Annotated in this window: 14 protein-coding genes and 1 tRNA gene; all 15 read left to right on the forward strand. The window is 68.2% G+C overall.

What is annotated here, in order from left to right; genetic code table 11:
• Positions 1-153 precede the first annotated feature (153 nt).
• Positions 154-552, forward strand: a complete 399-nt coding sequence (locus KY462_15695) for a dehydratase (protein MBW3579143.1) — start codon at positions 154-156, stop codon at positions 550-552.
• 135 nt (positions 553-687) lie between these two features.
• Positions 688-760: transfer RNA gene (locus tag KY462_15700), tRNA-Trp, on the forward strand.
• A 68-nt stretch (positions 761-828) separates the two neighbouring features.
• Positions 829-1,122: a preprotein translocase subunit SecE gene (gene secE / locus KY462_15705; protein MBW3579144.1), complete on the forward strand. Its 294-nt coding sequence runs from the start codon at positions 829-831 to the stop codon at positions 1,120-1,122.
• 747 nt (positions 1,123-1,869) lie between these two features.
• Positions 1,870-2,442: a transcription termination/antitermination protein NusG gene (nusG, locus tag KY462_15710; protein MBW3579145.1), complete on the forward strand. Its 573-nt coding sequence runs from the start codon at positions 1,870-1,872 to the stop codon at positions 2,440-2,442.
• Positions 2,443-2,560: 118 nt separating this feature from the next.
• Entirely contained in the window at positions 2,561-2,986 is a 426-nt protein-coding gene (gene rplK, locus KY462_15715) for a 50S ribosomal protein L11 (protein MBW3579146.1), read from the forward strand.
• 21 nt (positions 2,987-3,007) lie between these two features.
• A complete protein-coding gene (rplA, locus tag KY462_15720; GenBank protein MBW3579147.1) occupies positions 3,008-3,745 on the forward strand; it encodes a 50S ribosomal protein L1 in 738 nt (245 codons plus the stop codon).
• 21 nt (positions 3,746-3,766) lie between these two features.
• Entirely contained in the window at positions 3,767-4,138 is a 372-nt protein-coding gene (locus tag KY462_15725) for a response regulator (GenBank protein MBW3579148.1), read from the forward strand.
• A 301-nt stretch (positions 4,139-4,439) separates the two neighbouring features.
• On the forward strand, positions 4,440-5,429 hold the full coding sequence (gene rplJ / locus KY462_15730) for a 50S ribosomal protein L10 (protein MBW3579149.1): 990 nt from the start codon (positions 4,440-4,442) through the stop codon (positions 5,427-5,429).
• A gap of 58 nt (positions 5,430-5,487) precedes the next feature.
• On the forward strand, positions 5,488-5,874 hold the full coding sequence (rplL, locus tag KY462_15735) for a 50S ribosomal protein L7/L12 (GenBank protein ID MBW3579150.1): 387 nt from the start codon (positions 5,488-5,490) through the stop codon (positions 5,872-5,874).
• A 616-nt stretch (positions 5,875-6,490) separates the two neighbouring features.
• Complete coding sequence (gene rpoB, locus KY462_15740) at positions 6,491-9,937, forward strand: DNA-directed RNA polymerase subunit beta (GenBank protein MBW3579151.1); 3,447 nt, start codon at positions 6,491-6,493, stop codon at positions 9,935-9,937.
• A 57-nt stretch (positions 9,938-9,994) separates the two neighbouring features.
• Positions 9,995-13,942, forward strand: coding sequence for a DNA-directed RNA polymerase subunit beta' (locus tag KY462_15745; GenBank protein ID MBW3579152.1), 3,948 nt, complete (start codon positions 9,995-9,997; stop codon positions 13,940-13,942).
• A gap of 401 nt (positions 13,943-14,343) precedes the next feature.
• Positions 14,344-14,715 carry a 30S ribosomal protein S12 gene (gene rpsL, locus KY462_15750; GenBank protein ID MBW3579153.1) on the forward strand — a complete coding sequence of 124 codons (372 nt, stop codon included), beginning with the start codon at positions 14,344-14,346 and terminating at the stop codon, positions 14,713-14,715.
• A 41-nt stretch (positions 14,716-14,756) separates the two neighbouring features.
• Positions 14,757-15,230: a 30S ribosomal protein S7 gene (gene rpsG, locus KY462_15755; GenBank protein ID MBW3579154.1), complete on the forward strand. Its 474-nt coding sequence runs from the start codon at positions 14,757-14,759 to the stop codon at positions 15,228-15,230.
• Positions 15,231-15,261: 31 nt separating this feature from the next.
• Positions 15,262-17,352 (forward strand): elongation factor G, encoded by a 2,091-nt coding sequence (gene fusA, locus KY462_15760; protein MBW3579155.1) that lies wholly within the window; start codon positions 15,262-15,264, stop codon positions 17,350-17,352.
• 87 nt (positions 17,353-17,439) lie between these two features.
• A partial coding sequence (gene tuf / locus KY462_15765; GenBank protein ID MBW3579156.1) for an elongation factor Tu occupies positions 17,440-17,686 on the forward strand: 247 nt, incomplete at its 3' end.

Genomic DNA, 17,686 nt, shown 5'->3' on the forward strand with positions numbered 1-17,686 from the left:
GTGCACGTCCCGGATCGCGGACATCACCGTGATCCGGGACAACGAGTTCCTGACCGTCGAGGTGGATTGCCGCTTCGAGGACACCGGCGACCGGGCGGTGCTGGCGACCAACCGGATCATCTTCATCGGCTCCGGTGGTCAGGACGAGGACCGGTGAGGACGGACGTGGACGTGGGCGCGGAATTGCCGACCATGGAGCAGACGGTCGGGATGACCGGCTCGGTGATGCACGCCGGCGCGACCGGTGACTTCAACCCGCTGCACTACGACCCTGAGGTCGCCGCGCGGACCAGTCCAACCGGCGGGTTGATCGCCCACGGCATGTACGCGATGGGGTTCGCGTCGCGGCTGGTCACCTCGTGGGCGGGAGGGCCCGAGCATGTCCTGGAGATCAAGATGCGCTTCACCGCCCCGTGGCCGATGGGCAAGACCGCCGTCTTCGGGGGGTCGGTGACCGATGTGTCCGATCGCGTCGCCACGGTCGAGCTGTGGGGACGGCGAGCCGACGACGACAAGCGGATCCTGAAAGGCACCGCCAAGGTCCGTCTCTGACCCGGTTGTCCGTCGCAGCCACCAGCGTTATCCTGGCCTCGCTGCCCTCCGCGGGCAGCGTTCCTGTGTTGCGCTCGTGCGGACCGCGCGGCGCCAGGCGACGCCCGTGGGCAGCACCGGGTACGACCCGGACCCAGGGGAGTAGCTCAATTGGCAGAGTCCCGGTCTCCAAAACCGGTTGTTGTGGGTTCGAGTCCCGCCTCCCCTGCCGCTGCCGGCACCGCCGCCACCCGTTGACGGCGGCCCGGCGGACCGACCCACCAAGAGGGATCCCGCATGGCCAACCGTGAGTCCAGGCGCCACCGCGGTCGCGACGGAAAGCGCCACGGCGCCGCCGAGACCGAGCGCCAGACCGACACCGCCGCCGTGCCGGCCGCACGCACCCGCACGCCCCCGCGCGAGTACCTGGGGGAGGTGCGCCAAGAGTTGAAGAAGGTCGCCTGGCCCCGCCGGCAGGAGGTCGTGTCGTACACGATCGTGGTGCTCGTCGCCACGGCCGTGCTCACCGCCCTGGTCTTCGCGATGGACTTCGTGTTCGGCCGTCTTGTCTTCGCCGTCTTCGGAAGTTGACGCATGAGCGACCATCTGCAGCAGCCGTTCAGCGCGGACCCCGACGACCTCCCGTCGTCCGGGGAGTCCGACGCTGCCCCACAGGAAAGCATCACCCAGGAGGCCGGTGAGGCGAGGTCGGACGCCGAGCTGTCCCGCGACGACGTCGAGCCCACGGACGCCCCCGAGCTCTCCGAAGCCGAGCACGCCGACGGCCTCGGCGAGGCGGTCCCGCCGAAGGATGCCGCCCCCGACGCCCCGGCGACCGACAGCGACCTCGCCACCACCGAAGACATGCCGGACACCCCACCGGTGGCCGCGGATGAGCGTCGCGCGGTGGAGCCCTCCGAGCTCGCGCCGGAGCCGGTCGACCCCGACGTGACCGCCGATCCGCGCCCCGCGGCGGGCGCGGAGGCCGAGACCCCGGCCCCGCCGTCGGAGCTCGAGGACCGCGCACCCGGGGAGGACCAAGCCGCAGCCGAGCCGTCCGACCCCGCGGCGCCCACCACCGCGAGCGACACGTCCGGCGGGGAGATCGACGAGCTGCTGGACCTGGCAGGAGCCGACACGGAGGTCCAGGGCGTGGAGGCCACGCTCGAGCGGTCCCAGGCCACCGGAGCGGTCGACACGGCCGTTGACGCGCCCGGCGAGCTGGCTGGCGGCGAGGCACCGCCGACCCTCGAGGAGGAGGCGACGGAGCAAGAGGTCCGCTTCGAGCCCAGGGGCGTCGCCCGCAGCGTCAAGGAGGTCGCCGACCGTCGTGAGCTGATGCGCTTGCCCGGCGACTGGTACGTCCTTCACACCTACTCGGGGTACGAGCAGCGCGTGCGCGACAACCTCGAGAGCCGCGTCAAGGCTCTCGGGATCGAGGAGCGCATCCACGAGGTGGTGATCCCCACCGAGGAGGTCACCGAGTACAAGAAGGGCAAGAAGCAGGTCGTCGAGAAGAAGGTCTTCCCCGGGTACGTGATGGTCCGCATGGACATGGACAAGGAGACCTGGGGGGTGGTCAGGAACACGCCCGCGGTCACCGGTTTCGTCGGCACCGCCGGCTCCGAGCCGCTCCCGCTGTCGATCCGCGAGGTCGCCGAGATCCTCCGCGTGCCCGAGCAGGCCCGGGTCGAAGCAGACGAGATCGAGCTCGAGGAGGAGGTCGCCGCCGTCCCCGAGATCGATCTCGACGTCGACGAGACGGTGCGTGTCACGTCCGGGCCGTTCGCCGACTTCACCGGGACGATCGCCGAGATCAACCTCGACCAGCACAAGCTCAAGGTGCTCGTGTCGATCTTCGGCCGGGAGACCCCCGTGGAGCTGGGCTTCGACCAGGTCGCCAAACTGTGACGGCGTCTCGCTGCGTCGGGCGGGCCGTCGGGATGGCTGGGAGACCTCTGCCCGGCGGCGTTCGGCGACACGACGGTGACCCGCGCGACGTTGTCGCGGCCGAAGAATAAGGAACAAGATGGCGAAGAAGGTCATCGGGCTGATCAAGCTCCAGATCCCGGCGGGGCAGGCGACGCCTGCGCCGCCGGTGGGCCCCGCGCTGGGTCAGCACGGGGTGAACATCATGGAGTTCTGCAAGGTGTTCAACGAGCGCACCGCGCCACAGCAGGGCGACATCGTCCCCGTCGAGATCACCGTGTTCGAGGACCGCTCGTTCACGTTCATCACCAAGACGCCCCCGGCCGCGCAGCTGCTGTTGAAGGCCGCCGGCGTGGACAAGGGCTCCGGTACGCCCCACAGCACCATGGTGGCGACGGTGACCCGTGACCAGGTGCGTGAGATCGCCGAACGCAAGATGCCCGACCTCAACGCCATCGACGTGGACGGGGCCATGCGGATCATCGAGGGCACCGCCCGCTCGATGGGGATCATCGTCGAGGGCTGAGTCGAGGCGGAAGGACCGATCATGGCCAAGCACGGCAAGAAGTACCGGGCGGCGCTCGAGAAGATCGACCGCACCCGCGCCTACGCGCCCCGCGCCGCGCTGCGTGTGCTCAAGGACACCGTGACGGTCGACTTCGACCCCACCGTGGAGATCGCGTTCCGGCTGGGCATCGACCCGCGGAAAGCGGACCAGATGGTGCGCGGGGCGGTGGTCCTGCCCGCTGGTACGGGGACGACCGCGAACGTGGCAGTGATCGCGGTCGGCGAGAAGGCGACCGAAGCGCAGGAGGCGGGCGCAGACCTGGTCGGTGCCGACGATCTGATCGAGCGCCTGTCCGCCGGGGAGCTCGTCGACGAGCTCGACACGATCATCGCCACACCCGACCAGATGGGGAAGCTCGGCCGACTCGGGAAGCTGCTCGGACCGCGAGGGTTGATGCCCAACCCCAAGTCCGGGACCGTCACGATGGACGTGGGCCGAGCCGTCCGTGACACCAAGGCGGGGAAGGTCGAGTACCGCTCGGATCGGCAGGGCAACGTCCACACGGTCCTGGGAAAGGCGTCCTTCCCGATCGATCAGCTCCTGGACAACTACCAGGCCCTGTTCGAGGAGCTGCAGCGTCAGCGGCCGGCGTCCGCCAAAGGCCGGTACTTCCGCAACGTCACGGTGTCGACCAGCATGGGGCCGGGGATCCACATCGATCCGGCCCGCACACGCGATCTCCTCGAGGAAGAGGACATCCCGGCGACGGTCGCGTGACCGGCCCGGGCAGGAGCAGCAGTGGTCGCGGCTGACAGCGGACACCGGACGGTCCTGGTGGTCGACGCCGACCAGGCGATCCGTTCGTTGGTGAAGCTGACGCTCGACAGCGACACGACGACCGTCCATGAGGCGGCGGATGCCGACGCGGCGATGGCAGCGATCGACGAGCACAGCGCGGACGTGGCCATCGTCGATGCAGAGCTGCCCGGTGGGGGCGTCGACGCCTGCGGACGTCTGAAAGGGAGTCGACGCCGGACACGGACGATCCTGCTCGTGCGCAAGGGCCAGCTGGATGACGTCGATGATCCCCAGGGTCACGTCGACGCACTCCTCACCAAGCCGTTCACGTCGTTGAGCTTGCTGCGTAAGGTCGACGGGCTGACCACCTGACGGTTTGACCCCCCGATCGGCCGCCCGTAGCCTGCCCTCGGTTACGCCACAGACCGCGAGGTCATCCCCACCGGGATCGAAGGCCGTCGCAGCCGGGGCGCGGGTCTCAAGCAGCGAAGCTCGAGCAGCGAAGCTCAAGCAGCGAAGCGGTAGACCCGCCCCACGGAGACGACGCGGCCCGCGCAGGCGAGAAGGCCCGGCGGTCCTCCGCCGCCGCGCGACAGCCTCGCCCCAAGCGGTCGATGACGCAGAGGGCGTCCTGGTTGTGGTGTCGCCGGTTGCGGGACGTGAAGGAGAGACCGTGGTCAGGGCCGAGAAAGTCGCGGTGGTCGAGCAGGTCCGGGAGCACCTGACGAGCAACCCGGCCACGCTGTTCACCGACTACCGCGGGTTGACGGTCCCCCAGCTCGCCGAGCTGCGGGACCGGCTCCGCGAGGTCGGTGCCCGCTACGTCGTCGTCAAGAACACGCTGGCGCAGATCGCGGCCCGCGATGCCGGCTACGGCGACCTGGACCAGGTCCTGACCGGGCCGACAGCCCTGACCTACTGCACCGACGACCCGGTCTCGCCGGCCAAGGCGCTCCGCGACTTCGCTCGCGCTCACCCGGAGCTCACGGTCAAGGGTGCCATCCTCGAGGGCCGGTTCGTCGACGCCGCCACCGCCGAGAAGCTCGCTGACCTCGAGAGCCGCGAGGAGCTCCTGGGCCGGTTCGCCGGGATGCTGTACGCCTCGCTCGCCAACGCGGCGAGCCTCATGCAGGCGCCGCTGGCGCAGGTCGCCCGACTGGTTCAGGCCCTGGAGGACAAAGGAGGCCACCCGGCGGAGGGCGGCGACGCTGCCGCGCAGCCAGCCCCGGCCGAGACGCCGGCTGACCAGGAGGCGCCGGGCGAGGAGCCCGCTGCGGAGCGCGCCGCTGAGGAGGCCGGCCCCGACGCCGACCAAGAGCGACAGCCGGCAGCTGCGGCATCCCCCGTCGATGGCGCGCGCGACACCGTGGCCGCTGTCGTCACCACCGTCGGGGAGAACGTCGCTGAGGCCGTCGAGGCGGCCGGGAGTGCGGCCGAGTCCGCCGCTGATGCCCTCGCGGAGAGCCCCGAGGACGCCAGCGAGGCCGTCGCCGACGCCGTGGAGCGCGCTGGGGACGCCGCGGAGGACGCCGTCGAGACCGCAGGTGAGGCCCTCGAGTCCGCCGCAGAGGCGGTCGGCGATGCGGTGCGCAGCGGCACGGACTCCGCCGCAGACGCCCTCCAAGGGCAGGACACCGAGGAGGCCGAGGGGCCGGCGTCCTGATAGCGACCGGGCGCTGTCCGCGTCCGCCACCGTCAACAAGGACAAGGAGGCGAACACCATGGCCAAGCTCTCGACCGATGAGCTGATCGAGCAGTTCAAGCAGCTGACGCTGCTCGAGCTCTCCGAGCTCGTCAAGAAGTTCGAAGACACGTTCGACGTCACCGCCCAGGCGCCGGTGGTCGCCGCGGCAGCGCCCGCGGCAGCCGCGGCGCAGGAGGAGCCGGCGGAGGAGAAGACGGCGTTCGACGTGGTCCTCACCGGGGCTGGCGACAAGAAGATCCAGGTCATCAAGGAGGTCCGTGGCTTGACGAACCTGGGTCTGAAGGAGGCCAAGGACCTCGTCGAAGCTGCCCCCAAGCCGGTCCTGGAGGGCGTCTCCAAGGATCAGGCAGAGGAGGCACGTGAGAAGCTCGAGGGGGCTGGCGCCACGGTCGAGGTGGCCTGACGGCACGACGGTCAGCTGCGTCTCGGCGCGTCGTCTCCGTGGGGCGGGTCTACCGCTTCGCTGCTTGAGACCCGCACCCCGTTGGGCGGGTCTACCGCTTCGCTGCTTGAGACCCGCACCCCGTTGGGCGGGTCTACCGCTTCGCTGCTTGAGACCCGCACCCCGTTGGGCGGGTCTCCCGCTTCGCTGCTTGGGCTTCACTGCTTGAGCTTCGCTGCTTGGGCTTCTCTGCTTGAGCTTCTCTGCTTGAGACCCGCGCCCCGGCTGCTGCGCCGACCGGCTCCCTTGACGGGCGCGGAGACGTGCCCTATATTTGACGGTCGCCCTCGACTGTGCCCTTGTGACCCGCATTGCGATGCGTGCGGCGGGCGTGTCGCCGCATCCACCCGACGGGGGAGATCGTCACCTGATGGAGAGCACCGCTGCCGGCCGCGCACCCGTCATCGGCGCGTGGGCCGGGCCTCGCCCTGTCCGCCTCTCCTCGTCCCCACCTGGAACCGGGTGATCCTGAGGTCACCGGCGCCTTCCCGGGCCGCGCCGGTGACCGCGTCGGGAGCGCCCGCGACTCCCGCCTTGCCCGATCTCGTAGCAACCATCCCACCAGGGAGGAACCCCGTTGGCTGGCGTCCACGTCGAAGATCGTCTGAGCTTCTCCACACTGCCCGAGGGTTTGCCGCTCAAGGAGCTCGATCTCCTCGCGATCCAGCGTGCGTCGTTCCGTTGGCTGCTGGACGAGGGCCTCGGCGAGATCTTCGACGAGATTTCCCCGATCGAGGACTCACAGGCGAAGATGGCCCTGTGGTTCTCCGACCACCGTTTCGAGGAGCCTAAGTACTCCGAGGCGGAGTGCAAGGAAAAAGACATCACCTACGCCGCCCCTCTGTTCGTCACGGCGGAGTTCACCAACCTGGAGACCGGCGAGATCAAGGCCCAGACGGTCTTCATGGGCGACTTCCCGATCATGACGGAGAAGGGCACTTTCATCGTCAACGGCACCGAGCGGGTGGTCGTCTCGCAACTGGTGCGCTCCCCGGGTGTGTACTTCGATACGTCGATCGACAAGACGACCGGCCGTGACGTGTTCGGGTGCAAGATCATCCCGGCGCGCGGCGCGTGGCTGGAGTTCGAGGTCGACAAGCGTGATCTCGTCGGGGTCCGCGTCGACCGCAAGCGCAAGCAGCACATCACGGTGTTCTACCGGGCGCTCAAGGCGATCGTCCGCAACGAGTCGACCGGCCAGTACGAACTCGCGCCACGGGAGGTGCTCGAGGAGCCCGTCGACGACCAGGAGATCCTGGACTTCTTCGGCGCGGCGGAATCGATCCAGCTCACGCTCGGCAAGGATCGCTCGGTCCCGACACCGGCGGAGGCGCTGGAGGAGATCTACAAGAAGCTGCGCCCCGGTGAGCCACCCAGCGCCGAGCAGGCCGGCAACCTGCTGATCAACATGTTCTTCAACGCAAAGCGGTACGACCTCGCCCGGGTTGGCCGGTACAAGGTCGACAAGAAGCTCGGCGCCGAGTACCAGTCGCTGGGTTGGGAGGCGCCGCAGCCGCACGTCCTCACCAAGCATGACGTGCTGGCGACCATGTCGTACCTCGTCAAGCTGCACGCCGGCCTCGACGGCTACGACGTCGACGACATCGACCACTTCGGTAACCGCCGGCTGCGGTCCGTTGGGGAGCTCATCCAGAACCAGGTCCGTATCGGCCTGTCGCGCATGGAGCGTGTGGTCCGCGAACGGATGACCACCCAGGACCTCGAGGCCATCACGCCCCAGACCCTGATCAACATCCGCCCGGTGGTGTCGGCGATCCGCGAGTTCTTCGGGACCTCGCAGCTGTCACAGTTCATGGACCAGACCAACCCGCTGGCTGGCTTGACCCACAAGCGGCGGCTGTCGGCGCTGGGTCCAGGGGGCTTGAGCCGTGAGCGCGCGGGCTTCGAGGTCCGCGACGTCCACCCGTCCCACTACGGGCGGATGTGCCCCATCGAAACACCCGAGGGTCCCAACATCGGGCTGATCGGGTCGTTGGCGTCGTACGCGCGCATCAACGAGTTCGGCTTCATCGAGACGCCCTACCGGAGAGTCGATGGCGGGCGGGTTACCGACCAGGTCGACTACCTCACCGCCGACCTCGAGGACCGCTACATCGTGGCGCAGGCCAACGCCCCCCTGGACGCCGATGGGCGGTTCGTCAACGAGCTCGTCCTGTGCCGAGCCAAGGGTGGCGAGGTCCGCGAGGTGATCGCCGACGAGGTCGACTACATGGACGTGTCGCCGCGGCAGACCGTGTCGGTGTCGGCCGCCCTGATCCCGTTCCTGGAGCACGACGACGCCAACCGGGCGCTGATGGGGACCAACATGCAGCGCCAGGCGGTTCCCCTGATCAAGTCTGAGTCGCCGTTCGTCGGGACCGGGATCGAAGACAAGATCGCGCGGAACGCCGGTGACGTGGTCCTCACGCGCCGCCCGGGCGTGGTCGTCGAGGTCGCGGCGGACCATCTCTACGTCAAGGCCGACGATGGCGGACTCGACCGCTACGACCTCGACAAGTTCCAGCGCACCAACCAGGGGACCTGCTTCAACCAGCGGCCGATCGTCACCGAGGGGCAGCACGTCGACGTCGGTGACGTCCTCGCCGACGGTCCCTCGACCCACGGCGGCGAGCTCGCGCTGGGCAAGAACCTCCTGGTGGCGTTCATGTCGTGGGAGGGCTTCAACTACGAGGACGCGATCATCGTCTCGCAGCGGCTGGTGCGTGAGGACGAGATGACCTCGATCCACGTCGAGCAGTACGAGGTGGATGCTCGCGAGACCAAGCTCGGTCCCGAAGAGATCACCCGTGACATCCCCAACGTCTCCGAGGAGGTCTTGGCCAACCTCGACGAGGAGGGGGTCATCCGCATCGGTGCCGAGGTGCAGCCCGGCGACATCCTCGTCGGGAAGGTGACACCGAAGGGCGAGACCGAGCTCACGCCCGAGGAGCGCCTGCTGCGGGCCATCTTCGGGGAGAAGGCCCGCGAGGTCCGCGACACCTCGCTGAAGGTGCCCCACGGCGAGGGCGGCATCGTGATCGGCGTCCGGCGGTTCGCGCGGACCGCGGGCGACGAGCTGCCTCCGGGTGTCAACGACCTGGTGCAGGTCTTCGTCGCTCAGAAGCGCAAGATCAGCGAGGGTGACAAGCTCGCAGGTCGCCACGGCAATAAGGGCGTCATCTCCAAGATCCTGCCGATGGAGGACATGCCGTTCCTGGCTGACGGCACGCCGGTGGACATCGTGTTGAACCCGCTGGGCGTCCCGTCACGGATGAACGTCGGTCAGGTGCTCGAAACCCACCTGGGATGGGCGGCCAAGAACGGTTGGCGGTTCCCCGACAAGCCGGGCTGGTTCGACGACATCGACTGGCCGGCCGACTACACCGACGTGGAGGGGCCCGTCCGCTTCGCGACGCCGGTCTTCGACGGGGCGCGTGAGGTCGAGCTCCGTGATCTGCTGGCCAACACCCGCCCCACGGAGGACGGCGTCAAGCTGATCGATCAGGACGGCAAGGCGGTGGTCTACGACGGGCGCACCGGGCAGCCGATCGAGTCGCCGATCACGGTCGGGTACATCTACATCCTGAAGCTGCTGCACCTGGTCGATGACAAGATCCACGCACGCAGCACCGGCCCGTACTCGATGATCACCCAGCAGCCGCTTGGCGGCAAAGCCCAGTTCGGCGGCCAGCGGTTCGGTGAGATGGAGGTGTGGGCGCTCGAGGCGTACGGCGCGGCCTACGCCCTGCAGGAGCTGCTGACGATCAAATCCGATGACGTCGTCGGCCGGGTGAAGGTCTACGAGGCCATCGTCAAGGGAGAGAATATCCCCGAGCCCGGGATCCCCGAGTCGTTCAAGGTGCTGATGCAGGAGATGCGTTCGCTGGCGCTCAACGTCGATGTCTTGGGGATAACCGGCGAGGAGATCGAGCTACGAGAGACCGACGAGGACTCTTTCCGTGCGGCGGAGGCGTTGGGCATCGACCTGTCACGCCCGGAGAGACCGACGGCCGAGGAGGCGTAAGCGGCCCAGCAGGATGAACTGATCGGAAGTTGTGACAAGCAGAGAGGAACACACACGGTGTTCGATGTGAACAACTTCGAGAAGCTGCGGATCAACCTTGCCGAAGCGCAGCAGATCCGCATGTGGTCCAACGGCGAGGTCAAGAAGCCGGAGACCATCAACTACCGCACGCTCAAGCCCGAGAAGGACGGGCTGTTCTGCGAGAAGATCTTCGGGCCGACCCGCGACTGGGAGTGCTACTGCGGGAAGTACAAGCGGGTCCGGTTCAAGGGCATCATCTGCGAGCGCTGCGGTGTGGAGGTGACCCGCGCCAAGGTCCGTCGAGAGCGCATGGGTCACATCGAGCTCGCCGCCCCCGTGACCCACATCTGGTACCTCAAGGGCGTGCCGTCGCGCCTGGGGTATCTGCTCGACATGTCCCCCAAGGACCTCGAGAAGGTGATCTACTTCGCCGCCTACGTGATCACGTGGGTCGACGACGACAAGCGCCATGACGTGCTCCCGGAGATCGAGGCGGAGGTTGCCGAGGAGAAGAAGCTCATCGACGAGCAGCTCGAACGCGACCGCCAGGAGCTGCTCGAGCAGCTCGAGGTCACCCTCGAGGAGCTCGAGAAGCAGGGCGCCAAGCCCGACGTGGTCCGTCGTGAGCGCAAGGAGATCGAGAAGCAGCTCCAGGCCGTCGCGCGCCGCGCCGACGACGAGAAGAAGCACCTTGACGACATGATCGACACCCTCAAGAAGCTCACGCCCAGGCAGCTGATCGACCGTGACATCCTCTTCCGGGACATGCGTGACCGCTGGGGCGATTACTTCAGTGGAGGCATGGGAGCCGAAGCGATCCGCGAGCTGCTCGAGCACCACGATCTCGAGGCGGAATCGGAGTCGCTCAAGGAGGTCATCACAACATCGCGGGGCCAGAAGAAGCAGCGCGCCATCAAGCGGCTGAAAGTCGTCGAGGCGTTCCGTACGACCAGGAACAAGCCGGCCGCGATGGTCCTCGAGGCTGTGCCGGTGATCCCGCCGGACCTGCGCCCGATGGTGCAGCTGGACGGCGGCCGGTTCGCCACCTCGGACCTGAACGACCTCTACCGGCGGGTGATCAACCGCAACAACCGCCTCAAGCGTCTGCTGGATCTCGGGGCGCCCGAGATCATCGTGAACAACGAGAAGCGCATGCTGCAGGAGGCGGTTGACGCGCTGTTCGACAACGGTCGCCGTGGCCGCCCCGTCACCGGCCCCGGCAACCGCCCGCTGAAGTCGCTGTCGGACATGCTCAAGGGCAAGCAGGGCCGGTTCCGCCAGAATCTGCTCGGCAAGCGGGTCGACTACTCGGGCCGTTCTGTGATCGTGGTTGGTCCCGGACTCAAGCTCAACCAGTGCGGCCTGCCCAAGCAGATGGCCCTGGAACTGTTCAAGCCGTTCGTCATGAAGCGGCTCGTCGACCTCAACTACGCGCAGAACATCAAGTCCGCCAAACGGATGGTCGAGCGGTCCCGCCCGCAGGTGTGGGACGTGCTCGAGGAGGTCATCGCCGACCACCCGGTCCTGTTGAACCGGGCGCCGACCCTGCACCGTCTGGGCATCCAGGCGTTCATGCCGGTGCTCGTGGAGGGCAAGGCGATCCAGATCCACCCGTTGGTGTGCACGGCGTTCAACGCCGACTTCGACGGCGATCAGATGGCGGTGCACCTGCCGTTGAGTGCCGAGGCGCAGGCCGAGGCGCGGGTCTTGATGCTGTCGGCCAACAACATCCTGTCCCCGGCGACCGGACGTCCGCTCGCCACCCCGACCCAGGACATGGTGCTGGGCACCTACTACCTGACGTACGCCGAGGGCGACGCCCCCGACCCCACCGGCGACGGAGGGCGACGTGTCCTGACGTCGGTCGGGGAGATCGAGCACGCCCTCGATCGGCGGGATGTCCGCCTGCAGGAGTGGATCGTCATGCGGGTCGCCGGGAAGGAACTGCCACCCGAGCTCCGGCCGGCCGACGTCCGCGACGACGACGCGTGGGCGCAAGCCCTCGAGGAGCGGCGCCCCGTCCGGATCGTGACCACCCCTGGTCGTGCGATCTTCAACGAACGGCTCCCGGAGGCGTTCCCGTACGTCAACGAGACCCTCTCCAAGCGGGGACTGGCCGACATCGTCAACCGCTGCGCGGACCGCTTCCCTCAGTGGCAGGTCTCCGAGGTCCTCGACGGGTTGAAGGAACTCGGGTTCCGCTACGCCACCATCGCCGGTGTGACCATCTCGATGGAGGACACCGAGACCTACATCGACAAGGCTGCGGTGCTCGCGGCCTACGAGGAGCGTGCCGCCAAGGTCGAGAAGCAGTTCACCCGCGGCGTCATCACCGCCGACGAGCGTCGCCAGGAGCTGATCGAGATCTGGACGGAGGCGACCAACGAGGTCGCCCACCAGATGGAGAAGAGCTTCGGCCCACTCAACCCGATCTTGATGATGGCCAGCTCGGGTGCCCGGGGGAACATGACCCAGATCCGCCAGATCTCGGGGATGCGTGGGCTGGTCGCCAACCCCAAGGGCGAGATCATCCCACGTCCGATCAAGTCGAACTTCCGTGAGGGGCTGTCGGTGCTGGAGTACTTCATCTCCACGCACGGCGCCCGGAAGGGCCTGGCGGACACGGCTCTCCGGACGGCCGACTCGGGGTACCTCACCCGCCGCCTGGTGGACGTCTCCCAGGACCTGATCGTGCGTGAGGAGGACTGCGGCACGTCGCGGTCGGTCGATGTCCGGGTCGGCGAGCACGACTCACAGTCGCTGTACGGGCGGGTCCTGGCAGCCGACGTGACCTACCCCGGTGGCGACGACGTCCTGGTCAGCGCCGGCACGGAGGTCGCTGACGTCGAGATCCGCCTGCTGCGGCAGGTGCTGATCAAGGGCGTCGATCCCGAGACCGAGGAGCCGCTGGCCACGCAGCCCACCGATGACGACCGCGTGATCAAGGTCCGGTCGGTGCTGACCTGCGACACCGACTTCGGCGTGTGTCAGCTGTGCTACGGCCGGTCGCTGGCCGCCGGGCACGTGGTCGACATCGGCGAGGCGGTGGGCATCATCGCGGCGCAGTCGATCGGTGAGCCCGGCACGCAGTTGACCATGCGGACGTTCCACACCGGCGGTGTGGCCGGTGAGGACATCACGCAGGGTCTGCCGCGTGTCGTCGAGCTGTTCGAGGCTCGCAGTCCCCGGGGGAAGGCCGAGATCGCCCGGGTGGCTGGCCGGGTCACCATCGAGGACGATGAGCGCGGGCGGACGATCCGGATCTCCGGCGCGCGCGACGAGGTCGACGAGCACGAGGTGACCCGCCGCGCCCGGCTGCGGGTGGAGGACGGCGACCAGGTCCAGATCGGTCAGCAGCTGACGGAGGGGGCCGTCGACCCCCACGAGTTGCTGGAGGTCCTGGGTGCGCGGGCTGCGCAACTGCACCTGGTGCAGGAGGTGCAGGACGTGTACCGCTCGCAGGGTGTGCCGATCCACGACAAGCACGTGGAGACGATCGTCCGGCAGATGTTCCGCCGGGTGAACGTCGTCGATCCCGGAGACACGTCCTTCCTCCCCGGCGAGAACGTCGATCGGTCGAAGTTCCAGCGGGAGAACGAGGCCGTGCGCGAGCAGGGAGGCCAGCCCGCCTCCGGACGCCAGCTGCTGATGGGCATCACCAAGGCGTCGCTGGCGACGGACTCGTGGCTGTCGGCCGCGTCGTTCCAGGAGACGACGCGCGTGCTGACCGAAGCCGCGATCGAGTCCAACGAGGACGCGCTGATCGGGCTGAAGGAGAACGTGATCATCGGGAAGCTGATCCCGGCCGGGACCGGGTTGCGCCGGTACCGCAGCGTGCAGGTCGGTCACACCGACCTGCCCGAGCAGGCGCTCCCGGCCGACATCGCGGAGTTCCTCGCGTCGACCGAGTCGTACGAGGGCGACGGCAGCTGGGACTTCAGCGAGGGCTGGGGCTACGAAGGCTACGGCGAGGCCGGTTCGTAGCGTCACGCCAGCAAGGCTGGCCGGCTGCTGCGACGGGCCGCTCGGCGGTGTCCGCCAGGGGTTCCTGACGGACACCGTCTCCGCTGCGATGGACGGTTGACCGCCCAACTGAACGCGGGTACGGTTGGTTTCGTCCGCCGGGCATCCATGCCGCGCTGCGCGAGCAGCCGACGCCCGGCGGCACGCGCGTCCGGGCGCGGAGTTCTCCCTGGCCGCTTGCAGCACCAGCGAGCACGCGCCGAAACCCACGACCGTCAGCCCGCTCGACCGTTCCCGCTGGGAGCCTGACGAACGGCAGGGACCGGCGCGGACGTGGTCGGGGCGCGGCCGACCCGGCCGTGTGCAACGCGCAACCACCCCTCGTGCCGAGCGGCGCGAGCGCGACCGAGGACGACGAAGACATGCCGACCATCCAGCAGCTGGTCCGCAAGGGCCGGGCCGCCAAGGACACCAAGAACAAGTCCCCGGCGCTGAAGGGCTCCCCGCAGCGCCGCGGCGTCTGTACCAGGGTGTACACGACCACGCCGAAGAAGCCGAACTCGGCGCTGCGCAAGGTCTGCCGCGTGCGGCTCACGTCGGGGATCGAGGTCACGGCTTACATCCCCGGCGAGGGTCACAACCTGCAGGAGCACTCGATCGTCCTCGTCCGCGGGGGGCGGGTGAAGGATCTGCCGGGTGTCCGGTACAAGGTGATCCGAGGCACGCTCGACGCCGCGCCGGTGCGTGACCGCAGGCAGAGCCGGTCGCGGTACGGCGTGAAGCGGGAAGGCTAGGAGGCCGGCGTCGGCCTCGATCGAACAGGAGAACCGCGCAGATGCCGCGTAAGGGACCAGTTGCCCGTCGTGAGGCCGACTCCGACCCCAAGTACGGGTCGGTGCTGGTGACGCAGTTGACCAACCGCATCATGAGCGACGGCAAGCGGTCGCTCGCTGAGCGCATCGTGTACGACGCGTTGGCCAACATCGGCAACCGCACCCAGGGTGGCGACCCGTTGTCGGTCCTCAAGCGCGCGGTCGACAACGTCCGTCCCCAGTTGGAGGTGAAGTCACGCCGGGTCGGCGGGGCCACCTACCAGGTGCCGATCGAGGTCCGCCCCGCCAGAGGAACCACGCTGGCGCTGCGCTGGGTCCACCAATATGCGCTGATGCGCCGGGAGAAGACCATGGCGGATCGCCTCGCCGGCGAACTGATGGACGCCTCCAACGGCATCGGGGCGGCGGTCAAGCGCCGTGAGGACACGCACAAGATGGCCGAAGCGAACCGAGCATTCGCCCACTACCGCTGGTGAGCGACGAACGACGACGCAGGACGACTGAGCGATGACTGCTATCCGCGAGTACCCGCTGGGCCGGACCCGAAACATCGGGATCATGGCGCACATCGACGCGGGGAAGACCACCACCACCGAGCGCATCCTGTACTACACGGGCCGCACCTACAAGATCGGTGAGGTCCATGAGGGCGCTGCCGTCATGGACTGGATGGTGCAGGAGCAGGAGCGGGGCATCACGATCACCTCGGCCGCGACCACCTGCAAGTGGCGTGACCACTGGATCAACATCATCGACACGCCCGGCCACGTGGACTTCACCGTCGAGGTGGAGCGGTCGCTGCGGGTGCTCGACGGAGCGGTCGCCGTGTTCGACGGCGTGGCCGGCGTCGAGCCGCAGTCGGAGACGGTGTGGCGTCAGGCGGACAAGTACCGGGTGCCGCGGATCTGCTTCGTCAACAAGCTGGACCGCACCGGGGCGTCGTTCGAGCGGTCACTGGAGTCCATCCACGAGCGGCTCACCAAGAACGCCGTCGCGATCCAGGTCCCGATCGGCCTGGAGGACGCCCACGAAGGCGTCATCGACCTGATCGGGATGAAGGCGCTGGTGTGGCGCGGCGACGACCTGGGTGCCACCTGGGAGATCCTCGATCTCGACGACGAGCAGCGTGCCGAGGCCGATGTGTGGCGGGAGACGCTGGCGGAGCGTGTCGCCGAGACCGATGAGGCCCTGCTCGAGTCGTACCTCGACAAAGGGACGCTCACCGCTGACCAGGTCCGTCAGGGACTTCGCGCCGCCACGATCGGGGGCGAGATCGTCCCTGTCCTGTGCGGGTCGGCCTTCAAGAACAAGGGCGTGCAGCCCCTCCTCGACGCTGTCGTCGACTTCCTCCCGTCGCCGCTGGACGTCCCCGCCGTGCAGGGCAAGGAACCCAGGACGGGCGAGGACATCACCCGCCCGGTGGACGACGCCGCCCCGTTCTCGGCCTTGGCGTTCAAGGTGATGACCGATCCGTACGTCGGAACGCTGACCTACGTCCGCGTGTACTCGGGCACGTTGGAGGCGGGGTCGCACATCTACAACGTCACCAAGGACAAGAAGGAACGGGTGGGGCGCATCCTGCAGATGCACGCCAATTCCCGTGAGGAGAGGGCAGCCACCTTCACCGGCGACATCGTGGCACTGGTCGGGGCGAAAGCCGCCAGCACCGGGGACACGATCGCCGACCCGGACCACCCGGTCCTGCTCGAGTCGATGGAGTTCCCCGAGCCGGTGATCCACATCGCCATCGAGCCCAGGACGAAGGTCGATCAGGAGAAGCTGTCGACCGCATTGCAGCGGCTCGCCGAGGAGGACCCGACCTTCCGCGTCCGCACCGACGAGGAGACCGGCCAGACGATCATCGGCGGGATGGGAGAGCTGCACCTGGAGGTCATCGTCGATCGCCTGCTCCGCGAGTTCAAGGTCGAGGCCAACGTGGGACGGCCGCAGGTGGCCTACCGCGAGTCGATCCGACGTCCCGTCCACGGCGTGGAACTGAGGTACGTGCGCCAGACCGGCGGTCGCGGCCAGTACGGCCACGTGGTGATCGACCTGGAACCACGCGAACCCGGCGAGGGCTACGAGTTCGACAGCCGCATCGTCGGCGGTGTCGTTCCCAGGGAGTACATCCCGTCGGTGGACGCCGGGATCCAGGAAGCGTTCGCCGGTGGGATCCTCGCCGGCTACCCGATCGTGGACGTGCGGGCGGCGCTGGTCGATGGTTCCTACCACGACGTGGACTCGTCCGAGATGGCCTTCAAGATCGCGGGATCGATGGCGGCCAAGGAAGCGGCCAAGAAGGCTGGCATCCAGCTGCTGGAGCCGGTCATGGCGGTCGAGGTTGTCACCCCCGAGGATTTCATGGGCGACGTGATGGGCGACCTGAGCGCCCGCCGCGGGCACATCGAAGGGATGGAGCCCCGCGGCCAGGCACAGGTGATCCGCGCCCGCGTGCCGCTGTCGGAGATGTTCGGCTACGCCACCGACGTCCGCTCGATGACCCAGGGACGCGCGACCTACACCATGCAGTTCGGCTCCTACGAGCCCGCACCCGCCAGCATCCAGGAAGAGGTGGTCGCGAGGACCCGGGGCGAGTAGCTGTCAGCCGGGGCTCAAGACCTCGTCGCCGGCAGCTGCCAGCCCGCCAGACCCAGACCCAACAGCGAGACCCGGAAAGGGCGCACGATGGCCAAGGAGAAGTTCGCGCGGACGAAGCCGCATCTGAACATCGGCACGATCGGGCATATCGATCATGGGAAGACGACGTTGACGGCGGCGATCACCAACGTGTTGCACAAGCAGAACCCGAACGTGCAGTTCACGCCGTTCGATCAGATCGATAAGGCGCCCGAGGAGCGTGAGCGGGGGATCACGATCTCGGTGTCGCATGTGGAGTACGAGACGGACAACCGTCACTACGCGCATGTGGATT

The sequence above is a fragment of the Actinomycetota bacterium genome (assembly GCA_019347675.1).
Taxonomy (GTDB): Bacteria; Actinomycetota; Nitriliruptoria; order Nitriliruptorales; family JAHWKO01; genus JAHWKW01.